This is a genomic window from Carboxylicivirga sp., from assembly GCF_982718395.1.
On sequence record NZ_CEXQWX010000003.1, the window covers coordinates 88,364 to 102,293 of the forward strand.

At 35.2% G+C, this 13,930-nt stretch carries 17 protein-coding genes; all 17 read left to right on the forward strand.

The window, feature by feature from the left end:
* The first annotated feature begins 90 nt into the window (after positions 1–90).
* The 17 genes from AC4MRQ_RS01290 to AC4MRQ_RS01370 all read left to right on the forward strand — a co-directional run bounded on the left by AC4MRQ_RS01290 (position 91) and on the right by AC4MRQ_RS01370 (position 13,660).
* On the forward strand, positions 91–795 hold the full coding sequence (locus tag AC4MRQ_RS01290) for a porin family protein (RefSeq protein ID WP_491195823.1): 705 nt from the start codon (positions 91–93) through the stop codon (positions 793–795).
* 16 nt (positions 796–811) lie between these two features.
* The gene (locus AC4MRQ_RS01295; RefSeq protein WP_491195824.1) at positions 812–1,513 is read left to right on the forward strand and encodes an SIMPL domain-containing protein; all 702 of its coding nucleotides are present in this window, start codon (positions 812–814) and stop codon (positions 1,511–1,513) included.
* Between the two features lie 106 nt (positions 1,514–1,619).
* Positions 1,620–2,174: a hypothetical protein gene (locus AC4MRQ_RS01300; protein WP_491195825.1), complete on the forward strand. Its 555-nt coding sequence runs from the start codon at positions 1,620–1,622 to the stop codon at positions 2,172–2,174.
* Between the two features lie 2 nt (positions 2,175–2,176).
* On the forward strand, positions 2,177–2,593 hold the full coding sequence (locus AC4MRQ_RS01305) for a PEGA domain-containing protein (RefSeq protein ID WP_491195826.1): 417 nt from the start codon (positions 2,177–2,179) through the stop codon (positions 2,591–2,593).
* Positions 2,590–3,006, forward strand: coding sequence for a type IV pilin protein (locus tag AC4MRQ_RS01310; protein ID WP_491195827.1), 417 nt, complete (start codon positions 2,590–2,592; stop codon positions 3,004–3,006). The genes AC4MRQ_RS01305 and AC4MRQ_RS01310 overlap by 4 nt, the downstream gene beginning before the upstream one ends.
* Positions 3,006–3,533, forward strand: coding sequence for a hypothetical protein (locus tag AC4MRQ_RS01315; protein ID WP_491195828.1), 528 nt, complete (start codon positions 3,006–3,008; stop codon positions 3,531–3,533). The genes AC4MRQ_RS01310 and AC4MRQ_RS01315 overlap by 1 nt, the downstream gene beginning before the upstream one ends.
* On the forward strand, positions 3,530–4,945 hold the full coding sequence (locus AC4MRQ_RS01320) for a GspE/PulE family protein (RefSeq protein ID WP_491195829.1): 1,416 nt from the start codon (positions 3,530–3,532) through the stop codon (positions 4,943–4,945). The genes AC4MRQ_RS01315 and AC4MRQ_RS01320 overlap by 4 nt, the downstream gene beginning before the upstream one ends.
* A gap of 2 nt (positions 4,946–4,947) precedes the next feature.
* The gene (locus AC4MRQ_RS01325) at positions 4,948–6,873 is read left to right on the forward strand and encodes a type II secretion system protein GspD (protein ID WP_491195830.1); all 1,926 of its coding nucleotides are present in this window, start codon (positions 4,948–4,950) and stop codon (positions 6,871–6,873) included.
* Between the two features lie 3 nt (positions 6,874–6,876).
* Positions 6,877–8,109, forward strand: a complete 1,233-nt coding sequence (locus AC4MRQ_RS01330; protein ID WP_491195831.1) for a PilN domain-containing protein — start codon at positions 6,877–6,879, stop codon at positions 8,107–8,109.
* On the forward strand, positions 8,106–8,624 hold the full coding sequence (locus tag AC4MRQ_RS01335; RefSeq protein ID WP_491195832.1) for a hypothetical protein: 519 nt from the start codon (positions 8,106–8,108) through the stop codon (positions 8,622–8,624). The genes AC4MRQ_RS01330 and AC4MRQ_RS01335 overlap by 4 nt, the downstream gene beginning before the upstream one ends.
* Positions 8,621–9,025, forward strand: a complete 405-nt coding sequence (locus AC4MRQ_RS01340) for a hypothetical protein (RefSeq protein WP_491195833.1) — start codon at positions 8,621–8,623, stop codon at positions 9,023–9,025. The genes AC4MRQ_RS01335 and AC4MRQ_RS01340 overlap by 4 nt, the downstream gene beginning before the upstream one ends.
* On the forward strand, positions 9,012–9,533 hold the full coding sequence (locus AC4MRQ_RS01345; protein WP_491195834.1) for a hypothetical protein: 522 nt from the start codon (positions 9,012–9,014) through the stop codon (positions 9,531–9,533). The genes AC4MRQ_RS01340 and AC4MRQ_RS01345 overlap by 14 nt, the downstream gene beginning before the upstream one ends.
* 2 nt (positions 9,534–9,535) lie before the next feature.
* Complete coding sequence (locus AC4MRQ_RS01350; protein ID WP_491195835.1) at positions 9,536–10,441, forward strand: toxin-antitoxin system YwqK family antitoxin; 906 nt, start codon at positions 9,536–9,538, stop codon at positions 10,439–10,441.
* Positions 10,438–11,685: a hypothetical protein gene (locus AC4MRQ_RS01355; protein ID WP_491195836.1), complete on the forward strand. Its 1,248-nt coding sequence runs from the start codon at positions 10,438–10,440 to the stop codon at positions 11,683–11,685. Before AC4MRQ_RS01350 ends, AC4MRQ_RS01355 begins: the two co-directional genes overlap by 4 nt.
* Entirely contained in the window at positions 11,669–12,013 is a 345-nt protein-coding gene (locus tag AC4MRQ_RS01360; RefSeq protein ID WP_491195837.1) for a type IV pilus modification PilV family protein, read from the forward strand. Before AC4MRQ_RS01355 ends, AC4MRQ_RS01360 begins: the two co-directional genes overlap by 17 nt.
* A 1-nt stretch (position 12,014) precedes the next feature.
* Entirely contained in the window at positions 12,015–12,500 is a 486-nt protein-coding gene (locus AC4MRQ_RS01365; protein ID WP_491195838.1) for a hypothetical protein, read from the forward strand.
* Between the two features lie 17 nt (positions 12,501–12,517).
* Positions 12,518–13,660: a type II secretion system F family protein gene (locus AC4MRQ_RS01370; RefSeq protein WP_491195839.1), complete on the forward strand. Its 1,143-nt coding sequence runs from the start codon at positions 12,518–12,520 to the stop codon at positions 13,658–13,660.
* Positions 13,661–13,930: the final 270 nt, after the last annotated feature.

The following is a 13,930-nucleotide window of genomic DNA, read 5'->3' on the forward strand; positions in this document are numbered from 1 at the left end:
GTTTATACATTGTTTAAGGGTCGGGAAGCGACCCTAAACAGGGTTTATTTTGGTGCTTTATTTAAATAAAGATCGACTAAATAATTATTCATGCGAAAATTGAATAAATTAACAACTCTCATATTGCTTTTAATGCTTTGCATCCCGGTAATTGCAAGAGGCAACAATAAAGATGACAACCGGCTGAAATTAGGATTTAAAACCGGGGGAGGGTTTTCTTCATTTACAGAACCTTTAACTAATAATGGATTGACCAATTATCATGGTGCCTTTCATGGAGGATTAGCTTTGTACAAGCCTTTTTCAGGCAGCATATTTTCGATACAATCGGAGTTAACCTATAACTTCAGGATGTTTAAAGATGAGAATTCTGATTTGGGTGATCATGATTTTGTGATCCATACGATTGAATTGCCACTCATGCTTAATACCCGATTATTTAAATATGATGGTAAAAAAGGCCTGACCAGTGTGAATTTAGTTGGCGGATTTGGTTATAGTCGTGGGCTTCGCTCACGAATGCTTACCGATTCAAGTGTACTAAAGTATGATTACGGCTGGTGGGAAGAACATGAATATCGCCAATTGAATGATGAGTTTGCAGCTGTGAGGAAAAACAATAGTTTTTATGTGCTGGGTATCAACACACGTTTTATTGATGAAAAGTATAGTGCTGTTGGCTTGCGTTACACAAAATACCTGAAGAGTGTTTATGAAATAAACGAAGTAACTGAGGATTTTAATTTTACCACGCAGGCCTGGAGTATTTCATTGGACCTCACGTTTTGTTTTTAATTAACTCTGCAGTTTTATGAATTGGAATAATAAAGGTTTGAAGCTATTTAGCAGTTTAAAATTCAGTATTGTTATTGTAATCTCCTGGCTTGGTTCGGCATTAAGTGCACAGAATCTTTGTCAGCCATTACCACCTTTAATTACTATTGAGGAGTCGTCAACAGTTGAAGTATTGCCCGACGAAGTGATTATTGTTGTTGATATTACTAAAGCAAATGCAATCAGTACTGTATCTAATATCAATGAGGCGTTCCTGTTTGCAAAGGAAGATATGGACATTAAGTTTATAGATAACAAAGGGCTGGAACATACATTAGCTCAGCTTAAATTGAACGCCAGTGAAGTGATGTTTTGCAAAAGCTTTGTTGTCACAGTTAAGGATATAGAACTGTTGAATAAAATATACCTTGAATTGGTCAAACGAGGATTTACCGATATCGCTAATGTTTATTTTCGGCATAAGCACCTGGAAACATATACAAGCCAATTGCGTAGCCAGGCCTTTTTGGAAGCTAAGAAGAAAGCAGCTGAATATGCGGCTATGGCTGGCGTAGAACTAGGCAGACTTTATTCGCTTACGGATAAAGGATCGAACTTGCATAATTGGTATGAAGAGGGTGAGGTAAAACACAGTATGATGCTGAATGAGAAATACCTGTTGAATCCGGGTAAAATAACTGTTAGCCTTCAAATAGAAGCATCTTTTGTTATTATGTGATCATCCTGTTCTAATTGATTCAGACATATAAACAACAGCAGGGTCGCGAGGTGACCCTGCTGTTGTTTTATGTTTGCACCCGTATATTTTATAAATAAATATTAAAATGAGGAAAGTATTATTATTAATGCTTATTAGCTTAATGTTAGTGGGAATTACGAGGGCTCAGGAAGCTGGTTATGTTGTTACTCTGAAAGGCGATACTGTAAGGGGAGATATTGAATTAGTCACTTATGGTCCCTACAAAAGATCGGCTTTGTACAAGCTGAAGAATAAGAAGTTTAAGAAACTTAAATTTCGGTGTGACACCATTTCTTATATGAAATTAGAAGATAAAGAATTCTACCTTAAAGCAATTATTCCAGATAAGAAGAAGTCAGACAATGACTTGATGAGCATAGTGAAAGAAGGATGTGGCAGTATTATCTACAAAAGAACTTACAAACAAACAACAGTTAATAGTAATGGCACAGGAAGTACAAGCTATCCTAATGTTTATTACCTGTACGATGGCAACAAATTTGTTGATATTCTGAAGCGAAAAAATTATAAGGAGCTTTTATCCAAATACTTTGCCTGCGACGAAAAATGGATAAAAAGAATAAAACACGATAAGAAATATAAGTTTCATAATTTATTTACAGAGGAAAAAACAAAATAGATATGAAGTATTGTAAAATCACTCTTGCTCTTGTTCTGATAATAATGTGCTCATCATGTGCAACGCTTCTGTCGGGCGAGGGTAATACTATTTATTTTAGTTCAAGCCCCGAGAATGCTAAGATCTTTGTTAATGGTGAGCATGTAGGTTCGACAAATCAGGACATACGACTTAAGAACCGTATGAAAAAGAAAGAGGTGGAAATAGTAAAGGAAGGGTATGAAACTGAAAGAATTGAGTTGGAGACCAGTTTTGATAAAGTTAGTTTACTAAATATTATCGGTTTATATGGCTTTATAGTTGACTGGGCTGCAGGTTCGTTGGTTAAGTATGATTCAGTTTACTACGACATTGATTTAAAACCAACAATTACTGCCAGCGATTCTTTAAATGTCAATAACTTAAGCTTAGCAAAATGAAAGTAAAGGTTAGTCTCAATAAGAAGCTACATGCCTTTAGTTTAACGGAACTATTAATCGTTCTTGTAATTATTGGCATACTTGTGTTGTTGGCTCTTCCGAACCTGATGCCACTTATTTCTAAAGCCAAAAGCACCGAGGCACAAATTCAGTTAGGACATGTTCATATGTTGCAAAAGAATAATTTCTATATGCACTCACGTTATTCCGATGACTTGACTGAAATAGATTTTGAACATGAAAAATTAGTTACAGAAGGCGGCAATGCTAATTATCGTATAGAGATAATTGATGCATCTGTAACAGGATTTAAAGCGCGTGCTACTGCAGTGGTAGATTTCGATGGTGATGGTAATTTCAACACCTGGGAAATTAATGAAGAAAAGCAATTGAAAGAAATAATAAAGGATTAATGGTTATCCCTGTTATTACAATGTCATTTTTGGCAGGTATGTTTTATACCGATTTAAAAAGCCGTTTAATTCCTATATGGATGTATCTGGGGCTTATTATTGCAATGATTGTGCGGGCAGCCAGCCTTTATGATACTTCTCTTTTAGCCATTAATACCGGGGTAAACATTCTGTCAATCATGTTTTTGCTTGGAGGGGTGCATCTTTATTACTGGATGAAGAACAGGCGTCTTATAAAAATTCTCGATCAATATTTTGGCGCTGGCGATTTACTGTTTTTATTAATCAGTGCCATCTATTTTTCACCACTTATGTTTATTGTGTTTCAGGTGCTCAGTATAATGCTATTACTCCTCATTTTTGGGTTGTATATACTCGTATCCGGCAATCGCAATACTACCATACCACTCGCCGGCGGCCAGGCCATTTTAGTCTTGTGCTTTGAATTATTGAGTGTACTTGGTATTCATAGTTGGCAATATCGCGATGATTTAATGGCAGAGCTTATATTCAGCTTATTTCTATGATGCATCAGGAAATTGATACAGCTACAAAACAAATAATCACTGCAGAGCAGGCTTGGTTTTACTCAGTTGTACCCAAAAGTGTTGAGGATAGTGTTTTGGAATTGTATGCTAATGAAGGGCATCAACCTGAAGGCTTCAAAGATGAATTAGAGTTAATACTCGGACGGACCATTGCATTAATACCAATACCTGAAGAAGAGTTGGTAACATTATTAAGCAGAAATTACAGAAAAATTGAGAATAATCAGAATGGGGAATTAAAACAGCTCAACCTGGAGAATGATTTTCTCACTTCTATAATTGATGAAGCATCTTCATTAAAGTCGAGTGATATTCATATTGAAATATATGAGGAGAAGGCAAGGGTTCGATTTCGGATTGATGGTAAGTTGCTGGAAAAGTATATTCTAAGTAAAGAGCAATATCCATCGCTGATTAATAAGATTAAGATAAAAGCCAACCTTGATATTTCTGAAAAGCGACTTCCTCAGGATGGACGAATTTTATTTAGTCAGGATAATAAGATTGATATTCGCGTATCGGTACTTCCCTCCATGTTTGGAGAAAAAATAGTAATGCGTCTGCTTAAAAAGGATGCAACAGAGCTTAATCTTGCGAAACTTGGTTTAACGGATAAGCAGTTGCAGGATTATAAAAATGGGATACAGAAGGCGCATGGAATAGTTCTGATAAGTGGTCCCACTGGTTCTGGTAAAACCACCACATTGTATTCTACATTAAAAGTTCTTAATAAGAATGAAACCAATATACTGACCATTGAGGATCCGGTTGAGTATACTTTAGAAGGTATAAACCAGGTACAGTTAAAGGAAGATATCGGGCTCACTTTTGCGAGAACACTGCGCACATTTTTACGTCAGGACCCTGATGTGATCATGTTGGGTGAAATCCGTGATAAAGAAACAGCTCAAATGGCTATAAGGGCGTCATTGACCGGCCACCTTGTTTTATCAACAGTTCATACTAACTCTGCCTGGGAAATAGTCAATCGGTTGATTGATATGGGTATTCCCGGGTATTTGCTGGCAAGTACACTTAATTTGGCAGTGGCCCAACGATTGGTCAGGAAATTATGTCCGGGCTGCCGTAAAGAGGTGCCGATTAATGTTAATGATGCAGAGCATCCCGAAGTGAAGAAGTTAGCACTTAATGCCACTAATATAGCTGTTGGGTGCAGCCAGTGCTACTACACAGGATACAAAGGGCGAATAGCAGTATATGAGGTTATCCCAGTTGATGAGAGAGTAGCGGGGTTAATTCGAAAAGAGGAAGTCAACATTAATGAATATATGCTTCAGTCAGGTATTCTGAAAATGAAAGATGTAGCTGTTAATTTACTAAGACAGGGAGAAACATCACTTGAAGAAATAATGCCATTGCTTATTAGTTGATTATGAGGAAGGATAAATTGCAAATAGCAGTATATGGATTGTGCTTTCTGATCATGAGTATTGTGTCAATGACCACTATTCAGGCTCAGGATAGAATGGTATTTGTTGAAGAGCAACTGGACTTATTCAGAGCAGGTCATCCAAACATTGATGATAAAATTGATATTTCAGTTTCAGATCTGAGTATAAATGAGTTTTTAAGGGGTGTAGCAAAGAGTACTGGTATAAATATTAGTGTTGATAATGGACTGAACTTTAAAGTTGCTAATAGTTTCAAAGATGTTGCAGTATATGATCTGTTAATATTTTTATGTCGCCAGTATAACCTTGAACTCAAAGTTCAGGGTAGTATTATTCATATTTCAGCATCACAAATTGATTTGGATAATAAGGTGAAAAAAGAGACGAAAACAGGAGTTGTTTATGTCGATTCACTAATTACTATAGATGTTGAGGAACAGCCATTGTTTCAAATTTGCCGATCAATCACCACACAAACCGGAGTTAATGTATTACCGGATTTTGATGTACGAAATCAAGATGTAAGTGCCTATGTCTATTGCATGCCTCTTGATAATGCTGTTTCCGATTTTGCGAAATCCAATAACCTGAAAGCTCAAAAAGAACGATTTAATGTATGGAGGCTTTCCGCATTAAATGAGATTCAGGAAACGAATAAATCAATTAGTAAAAATGTAAACAGTAATATTGATTTTAGTACAGCCGGTGAAGCGTTAGTAGGATATGTGGAGTTTGACTATACTGATGGGGCAAAAATAAGTGTTTCTGCTAATGAGGCACCTGTAGCAGGCTTGATAAAATATGTATCGGATAGTTTAAAAATTAATTATGCTTTCGTTGGAGAAATGGATGAATCCATTACCATTAATATGTACTCACAATCCTACGATGATTTTATTGAGAAACTGCTAAAAGGAACAAAATACAGTTGTAAAAAAGAGAAGGATGTTTACTACTTTGTTGATGACCTGAACAGTGATTTTGGAGTTGACAAACATGTTTACTTGCAGAACAGAACCATTGAGAGCATACTGAATAGCATTCCTGAGAATTTAAAAGAAGGTGTAGCAATTGTTGAATATCCTGAATTAAATAGTTTGTTTCTGTCGGGCAACAAAGAGGCTGTGGATCGTTTGGAGAGCTTCATTATAGATATAGACCAGGTAATTCCGGTTGTGTTAATTGAGGTGTTAATAGTTGATGTTAATAAAAGCAAGGGAATTACAACTGGTATAAATGCCGGATTTGGAGATAATCCTGAACCTTCGAAACAAACAATAATGCCTGGGATTGACTACCAATTGAGTACCAAACAAATTAATGGCATTTTTAAAAAATTTGAGAGTTTCGGCTGGGTAAACTTAGGAAAGGTCAATCCTGATTTTTATCTGGCAATTAAGGCTTTAGAGGATAATGGCTATATCTATGTTCGTTCGACACCCAAATTGTCAACCCTAAACGGATGCAAAGCCAGCTTAAGTAGTGGTGAGACCAAATATTACAAAGAAGAACAAAGTAATTATTACGGATCTCAAAATCCGGCCTTATCAAATTCATATACCTGGAAACCAATTAATGCTGATATGTCCGTAAACATACTACCGGTTGTATCAGGCGATGATCAGGTAACACTTGAAATAGAAGTGCAACAATCAGAATTTACACCAAGGGAATTTGAGGATTCGCCTCCGGGTTCAGTGAGTCGAAATTTTAAATCCTTAATTAGGGTGAAAAACCAGGAGATGGTACTGCTTGGTGGACTTGATCGGATGACAACACAAGATACAGGTAAAGGAATACCCTTATTAGCTAGAATCCCGGTCATTAAGTGGTTTTTTAGTAGCCGTACAAAATCTAAATCAGATTCGCGGCTAAATGTTTTTATTCAACCAACGATACTTTATTGATTCATGTCCTTAAGCTTTCAGGAAATATATCATCAGATTCGCGCCAGTCGTTACATTGGTTTGTCCGTAAATTATACAGACCATGGAATTGAGTTGGCGGGTTGTGAGATAAGCCAGGAAAAGGATACAGTTAAAATAAAGCAGACGTTTCGGTATAACGGTGAAATTGATCAACTATCAACCTATGTAACTGGAAAGTATCCGGTCGTAGTTTTACTTGACGGAAAAGGAATTTTGCATAAGGAGTCTTTGTTGACGAATAATGAAAATCAACCAATTGAAAAACAACTTTTCCCAGGAATTGATGTAAGTGATTTTTGGGTGCAGACCAGTAGTTTACAGAAGGAGAAGAAGTATGTTTCGATCGGTCGAAAAGATCAGGTAAAGTCATTAATAACCGCATTACAGGAGAATGGTTTTTTGATTGCTGCCTGTTATTTTGGACCATTCGCTATTGATCTTTTTGGTTCCCATATTCAGGCTGTTAATGATCGCATAATAATTCCCGGATGGGAATTGCAAATAACCGATGATGGACTGAATGGGTTAAGAAGAACGGATAAAGAAGAATCTGGTAAAATTGCTTTCTCAGGTGAAGAAATTGATAGTGATGTATTTGCTGTTTATTGTTCTGTATTGGATCATCTGACGGGAAATAATTTGGGATTAGATAGAAATAAGGTTCCATTTCTTATAGAAAATAGAATAGCCGGGAAATATAAAACAACCTTCTTTAGGTTAGTAGCTGGAGGTATCTTATTCTTCTTTATCGTGCTTTTGAGTAACTATATTCTATACACATCTTATGCAGATGGATTACCGGCATTACAGTTTCAGTATAATAAAAACCAAAAAATGCTGGAGCATTTAAGTGCTCTTGAAAAAGAATTAAATACAAAGAAGGAATTTGTAAAAGAGAACCAGATTACAGATAATAAACTTATTGCTTTTTATTGCGATCAGGTTGGGAGCATTGTACCAAGTGATGTTCACCTTACGAAATTACAGGTACACCCATTAAAAGGGCGGATGAGGGAGGATAAGCAACTCTTTTACGATAAGGAATTGATAGTAATCGAAGGCGTAACAAATAAGGAAGGTTCATTGAGCAAATGGATTCAGCAGCTAAAAACTAATAAGTGGATTGAAAATGTGAATATAGAACATTTTTATCATGAAGGTCACCAAGTGACATTTATACTCCAGATTAAAACAAAATGGACAGAAGAAGCATGAAAAACTATAAAAGAAAAGTGATATATGCAGTCATAACTATGATTGTACTTGTTGTGCTTAGCTGGAGTAGTCCTGTAAAACAGAGCATTAAGATACGACAGCAAAAGCAATATCTGGGGGAGGAAATTAAAAAGCTGGAACTAGCTCCGGAGAGAATAGATCAGGTTAGCTATCAAATTAATGAATTGGAAAGACATATAGGTTTTGGAGGTTCATCTGTTTATGAACAGCAGGACCTATTTGTACAACTAAGTGATATTGTTGCTGAAAGTGATGTGTTGATTCGGGAAGTACCAGAGTGGCATATGTACGTTAATAATCAGCTGGAAATAAAAACCCATTCATTTAAACTTGAAGGTCGATACCGGAATTTGGTCAAATGTATCTGGGAGCTGGAAAACAAGATGAACGGTTTTTCACTTGTATCCGTTGAGTTCTATAAAGAACAGGATAAGAAGACAAAGAAACATAAATTACTGGCCGAATTATATATTCAGGGAATACGAAAGGTATGATAGATAATAAGTTAACAAAGGTTCTGGTTATTTTACTTGCTATCGTCACGATTGCTTGTGAGGATTTGATTGAGAAAGAAATAGAAGGAACTGTAACATTATATGCGCCACATCATAATGCCCAATTAGATGATAAGGATGTTACCTTCTGGTGGAATGAGCTGGACAATGTAAGAGGATATCGTCTGCAATTAGTCAAAAATAGTTTTGAGCAGATTGAAAAAGTGATGTTAGACAGTACAGTAACGGTTGGAAGATTTGATTATACGGTTAATCCGGGCAATTATCAATGGAGGGTAACGGCTTTTAATGATGCAAACGAAGTCGTTTCAGATACTTTTAGTTTTCAGATTGAGATTATAACTGAAAACATCATTATTGAAACAAATGAAACAAAATAAGCTTGTCATAGGAATATTGGCTGCAGTGTTGCTTCTTATCTGGGGTTCCATAGCCTTTAGGATAAAGAAACTAACTAACAATGGTTTGCAGGAGATACACAAAAAAAATAAAGCTGTGACAAAGCTTAGTCCAGAGGTAATAGAAGATGGTTATACCCTTATGCTGAATTATCCTGATCCGTTTTTGAAGAAGGAAAGAAGCATCAGAAAAGCTGTTAGTAATTTTGATCAGTTAACTCCCGTGGTGGATAAACCCAAAAACACTTTCGTATCTAAGAAAGAACCATCTCCAGAGGAGGAATTTAAGAAAGTTCTTTACTACGGACGAATTGGAAATGATCAGGTATCGGATGAAGTTGGATTTGTTGAGTACAATGATAAATTGTTTGTATTGAGAGAGGGCGACACCATTAAGCAAGTATATGTAAAAACGATAGCCACTGACTCTTTAGTAGTCATATTTCAAAATAAAGAAGTTACAATACATGTAACAAATAACAATTCATAGATATGAAGTGCATTATATTCGTTTTACTTGGATTTTTATGTGTTGAGTTTGCTTGGGGACAAAAGGATATTGCAGTCCAAAGAACCAGAGAAGTTGTTATAAGTAATGTGGATTCTACATTGTACTTCGATATTCTACACACTAAAATAACAAAGAATGTTGAGGAAGATAAAAGCTATTACTGGTATAGTAAGCGGAAGTTAAATGCGAATAAAGGAGGTTACTTCGGGTATTTACTTCATGGTGACTATAATGCATTTGATAAGCAAGGACGACTTATTGAAAAAGGATGTTTTAATGAAGGTGTTAAGGATGGAAAATGGATACGGTGGTTCTCCAATGGTAATGTTGCATCAGTTCATTATTGGGACGATGGAATAATTGAGCAGAGAATAATGAAATATAGTACTGGTGGAGTGCTACTTTCAATGAGCGAGTATAAAGGTGGTTTAAAACATGGCTTATCAGTTAAGTATTCAGCTCAAGGTCATATAACGGAAGAGGTTAATTACAAAAAGGGGCTTAAACATGGAGCAGCCACCTATCACCTTAAAGAAAAACCAATACGTGTTAAATACAATAAAGGGGAACTAACAAGGAGAAGCCAAAAGAAGAAGAAAAATGAATCGAAGCAAAAAGAAAGGAAAGGTTGGTTCTCAGGAAATAAGAAAAAAGATAAAGATGCATCATCCCATGTAATTAGTACAAGTAAGCAACAAAAAAAGAATAATGTATTGTTGTTCTGGAAGAAAAGCTCTGATAAGGAGTTAGAGAAAAGAGAAAAGCAATCTGGCAAAAAGGAAAAGGATAATAAGGAAACAAAAACAAAGAAGAAGAAAGATAAAAAAGAAAGTTGGTGGAATCGGATGAAAGATTCTTTAGGTGGTAATAACCCGACTAAGGAATGAAAGCCGGTGCACTATATTATGCTTTATTTGTGTGTCTTTTGATAGCGATAATGCTTGGTACCATTTTACTGGCAAGACTATACCAGCAAAAAAGTCTTAGCAACCTGACTATAGAGCAGAAGCTTATTGATAACATTGATTCAGGGATTAAAATAGCACTTAATCAAAGTCAAAAGGAATGGAGTGGCGAGAAATTTAATTTGTTTCAGGCTTCCGAAGACACAATCAGTATAGAAAAGAAAAGTTGGGGAGGATATCTTTTATTTAAAGTAACAGCCTATCAAAACAAAAAAAAGCGATCGAGGGTATTTCTGACCGGACAATCCAATGCGGATTATGCTCAAACGGCCATCATCATGAGGAATAAAAGTGCATATCTGAATTTGTGTGGCAGGACAATGATAAGTGGAGAAGTGAACCTTGATAAACACCTTATTAGGGAAACCAGATTCGAAAGAAAGACTCCAGTTGTCAATAAAAAGGTAAGTTTTAAAGATGTTGAAGCTTCAGCCTATCGCTTGAAAAAAGAGTTTCTGGATGGTATTGATCGAACGATTAAGATGGATTATAATGATATAAAAGGAGTGGAGATGTCTCATATTTCGATGTTCCGGGATACAATAAAAACACATCGTTCCTTTTTTGAGCCTACACTTTTATTATATTCAGAAGGTGAGATTGTTCTGAAAAATATCCAATATAAAGGCAATATCATTATCTGTTCCAGGCATTCTATACGAGTAGAAGCATCCGCATTTCTAAGTGATATACAACTATATGCTCCACAAATACGTGTTGAAGATAATTTTAACGGAGAGTTGCAAATGTTCGCCTTTGAGGAGATTTTGATCGGAAATAATTGCTTTCTTGGTTATCCAAGTCTTGCTTGTATTAGTGCTGTTGATGCGGAAAAGAAAGAATGTATAAATTTCGGTGAAGGCTCAGAAATCTATGGATCTTTGATTTATACTCGTCAGAAGCATCTCAATAGAACTCCGCAAGGAATAATTGCAACATCAGGAATCATTAATGGTTCCGTTATATCAGATGCATACGTAGAATGTAATGGCAGAGTGAATGGTAAGGTTGTTTGCAATGACTTTATTTACAGAAGTCAATCAGGTATTTATGAAAATCATTTGGTTGATGCAATTATTAATGGTGATAAAGACAGGCAAGCTCTTATCGAGCCTGTTATTTTTAATAACACTCAAAAGCTTAAAGTAATTGATTGGTTGGAGTAAAATAAGATTAAAAGCTTCAAGTCTGGTTGAAGTAATGGTGGCTATGCTCATAATAATGATTGGTTTTTCAGCACTCATTTTAATAGGTGTTAGGATTACCAGCACTCAAAATATTCATGACTACTTTAAATCAATCTATTTGACGAAAAGAACACTCAATAGAGAAATTGAGATTGATGATATGTTTGAAGAAAAAAGTATGGACAAATTTATCATTAAGGAAGATGAACACCTTAAAAAGAATGATTCAATAAAAACAGTCGATGTATTGATATTAAGAAACGATGGAGAATTGCTTCTTGAAAGCAACTTTATTGTGAATAAATAAAATGGCTTACAAAACAAGGACATATCGACTTAGAGCATTTACATTTGTAGAATTACTGGTTGTCTTATTAATTAGTTCACTGATAGTTTTTAGTGCCATTTCGATTATTCTTATAAGCAATAAAATGACTTCTGTGTTTTTTACGAATAATGCTTCAACTCAAAATCTATTTGCTTTATCAATGCACCTGCAGGATGACATTTATTTTTCAAGAAAAATAAAACCTTTTTATAACGAGGGTATTACTATTATTTCTTCTAAAAACGAAGTTAATTATACGTTTTCCAGGGAATATACCATTAGAACTTGTGAGGAACTTACAGATACTTTCTTTGTACAAACGAATGATTGGTTAGTAGGGACTGAAGTAAAACAAAATAAGGAGAAGGATTATTTATATCTGCAAGTATTGTTGAGTAAAGATACAATTCCATTACTCTTTTTCAGAAGTTACACTAACAGGGAACTCGTCATTGATGATTATTAAAAGCTAAACAGTAACAGGTGGTTAAATTAAGCGATATAAAAAAAGAGCAAGAAATGAAAAACGATCAGGAAACAAGTCTTTCTGGCGGAAATCGTATTTCGACAAAGTTCTTTACAAAGAAACCGAAGCAATTCAATGATAAATTTAAAGAGCGGTTCTTTTCAGAATTGGCACTTTTAATAGCGTCTGGAATTGATATGCATACGGCGATGAATCTTATAAAGAAAGGCTTTACCAAGGAGAATGAGAAAGCAGTTATTAACCTAATCTTTCAGAAAATATTAGAAGGTAATAGTTTTTTCCAGGCTCTTATAATCTCAGAGAAGTTTTCGGCCTATGATTCAGCAAGTATAAGAATCGGGGAGGAGACAGGGCAACTTCATAAGATACTTACAGAACTTGCAAACTATTATAACCGCAAAATTAAACAACGTCGATTGGTATTTAAGGCAATCAGTTATCCTGTCCTTGTATTACTAACAGCGCTGAGTTCTCTCATATTTATGCTGAGTTATGTAGTGCCAATGTTTGAAGAGATTTTTTTTAGATCTAATAATGAACTGCCTGCTTTTACTGGATACATCATCGGTGTTTCTAAGTTTTTTAGAGAACATTTAATAATCGTTTTGGGTGCCTTTATGAGCCTTTTTATTGCAGGCTTTCTTATGAAACGAAATAGAATGTTTACTAAATATCTGGAAATGGGGCTTTTAAAGATTCCATTAATTGGACAGCCTTTGAAGATGTATTTCATGGAGAAATTATTTCATTCTCTCGCTATACTTATTCATGCGAAAGTGCCGGTACATGAAGCTTTAAGTTTAGTGAAAAATATTATTCATTTTCGGCCGATGCAGGCAAGTATACAACGCATAATGGATGATGTTTTAGGTGGCGAAACACTAGCAAATGCAATTGAAAAGACGGGTTTCTTTGAACAAAAAACAATAGTTTTAGTAAAAATTGGAGAAGAGGTAAATAAGCTGGATGAGATTTTTGCTAAACTTTACACAGAGATTTCTGACAGAATGGAGCATCTGATTTCTACCCTTGGAAATACTCTGGAACCTTTGTTGATTATTATGGTTGGATTATTGGTTGCTGTTATCTTGATAGCTATGTACTTGCCTATTTTTCAGCTTGGCACATCTGTATTTTAAAGCAAATTAAGATTGTTACATTGCTACATATAGATAGTATACGATGTGCCTTAATTTAAGCTATATTTTAAAATTAGTCCGAGAGTAATTGTTCTAAGCAGATTGTTCGTTATTAAAATGGAATTCTCATTTGGTTTTAGAGCAAATAGAACCTTAAGTATATGTTTACAATCATACTTTATCACAAACCTGATGTTGTAGGATTACTTGTAAAAATATGTCTTGTTCCAGAATTTACTCATGATTCGTGACCCATTTTTACTTGATTCG

What these genes read in the sequence shown, in the direction of transcription:
- AC4MRQ_RS01290 (WP_491195823.1), top strand. Translation starts at nt 91, where the DNA reads ATGCGAAAATTGAATAAATTAACAACTCTCATATTGCTTTTAATGCTT.
- AC4MRQ_RS01295 (WP_491195824.1), top strand. Translation starts at nt 812, where the DNA reads ATGAATTGGAATAATAAAGGTTTGAAGCTATTTAGCAGTTTAAAATTC.
- AC4MRQ_RS01300 (WP_491195825.1), top strand. Translation starts at nt 1,620, where the DNA reads ATGAGGAAAGTATTATTATTAATGCTTATTAGCTTAATGTTAGTGGGA.
- AC4MRQ_RS01305 (WP_491195826.1), top strand. Translation starts at nt 2,177, where the DNA reads ATGAAGTATTGTAAAATCACTCTTGCTCTTGTTCTGATAATAATGTGC.
- AC4MRQ_RS01310 (WP_491195827.1), top strand. Translation starts at nt 2,590, where the DNA reads ATGAAAGTAAAGGTTAGTCTCAATAAGAAGCTACATGCCTTTAGTTTA.
- AC4MRQ_RS01315 (WP_491195828.1), top strand. Translation starts at nt 3,006, where the DNA reads ATGGTTATCCCTGTTATTACAATGTCATTTTTGGCAGGTATGTTTTAT.
- AC4MRQ_RS01320 (WP_491195829.1), top strand. Translation starts at nt 3,530, where the DNA reads ATGATGCATCAGGAAATTGATACAGCTACAAAACAAATAATCACTGCA.
- AC4MRQ_RS01325 (WP_491195830.1), top strand. Translation starts at nt 4,948, where the DNA reads ATGAGGAAGGATAAATTGCAAATAGCAGTATATGGATTGTGCTTTCTG.
- AC4MRQ_RS01330 (WP_491195831.1), top strand. Translation starts at nt 6,877, where the DNA reads ATGTCCTTAAGCTTTCAGGAAATATATCATCAGATTCGCGCCAGTCGT.
- AC4MRQ_RS01335 (WP_491195832.1), top strand. Translation starts at nt 8,106, where the DNA reads ATGAAAAACTATAAAAGAAAAGTGATATATGCAGTCATAACTATGATT.
- AC4MRQ_RS01340 (WP_491195833.1), top strand. Translation starts at nt 8,621, where the DNA reads ATGATAGATAATAAGTTAACAAAGGTTCTGGTTATTTTACTTGCTATC.
- AC4MRQ_RS01345 (WP_491195834.1), top strand. Translation starts at nt 9,012, where the DNA reads ATGAAACAAAATAAGCTTGTCATAGGAATATTGGCTGCAGTGTTGCTT.
- AC4MRQ_RS01350 (WP_491195835.1), top strand. Translation starts at nt 9,536, where the DNA reads ATGAAGTGCATTATATTCGTTTTACTTGGATTTTTATGTGTTGAGTTT.
- AC4MRQ_RS01355 (WP_491195836.1), top strand. Translation starts at nt 10,438, where the DNA reads ATGAAAGCCGGTGCACTATATTATGCTTTATTTGTGTGTCTTTTGATA.
- AC4MRQ_RS01365 (WP_491195838.1), top strand. Translation starts at nt 12,015, where the DNA reads ATGGCTTACAAAACAAGGACATATCGACTTAGAGCATTTACATTTGTA.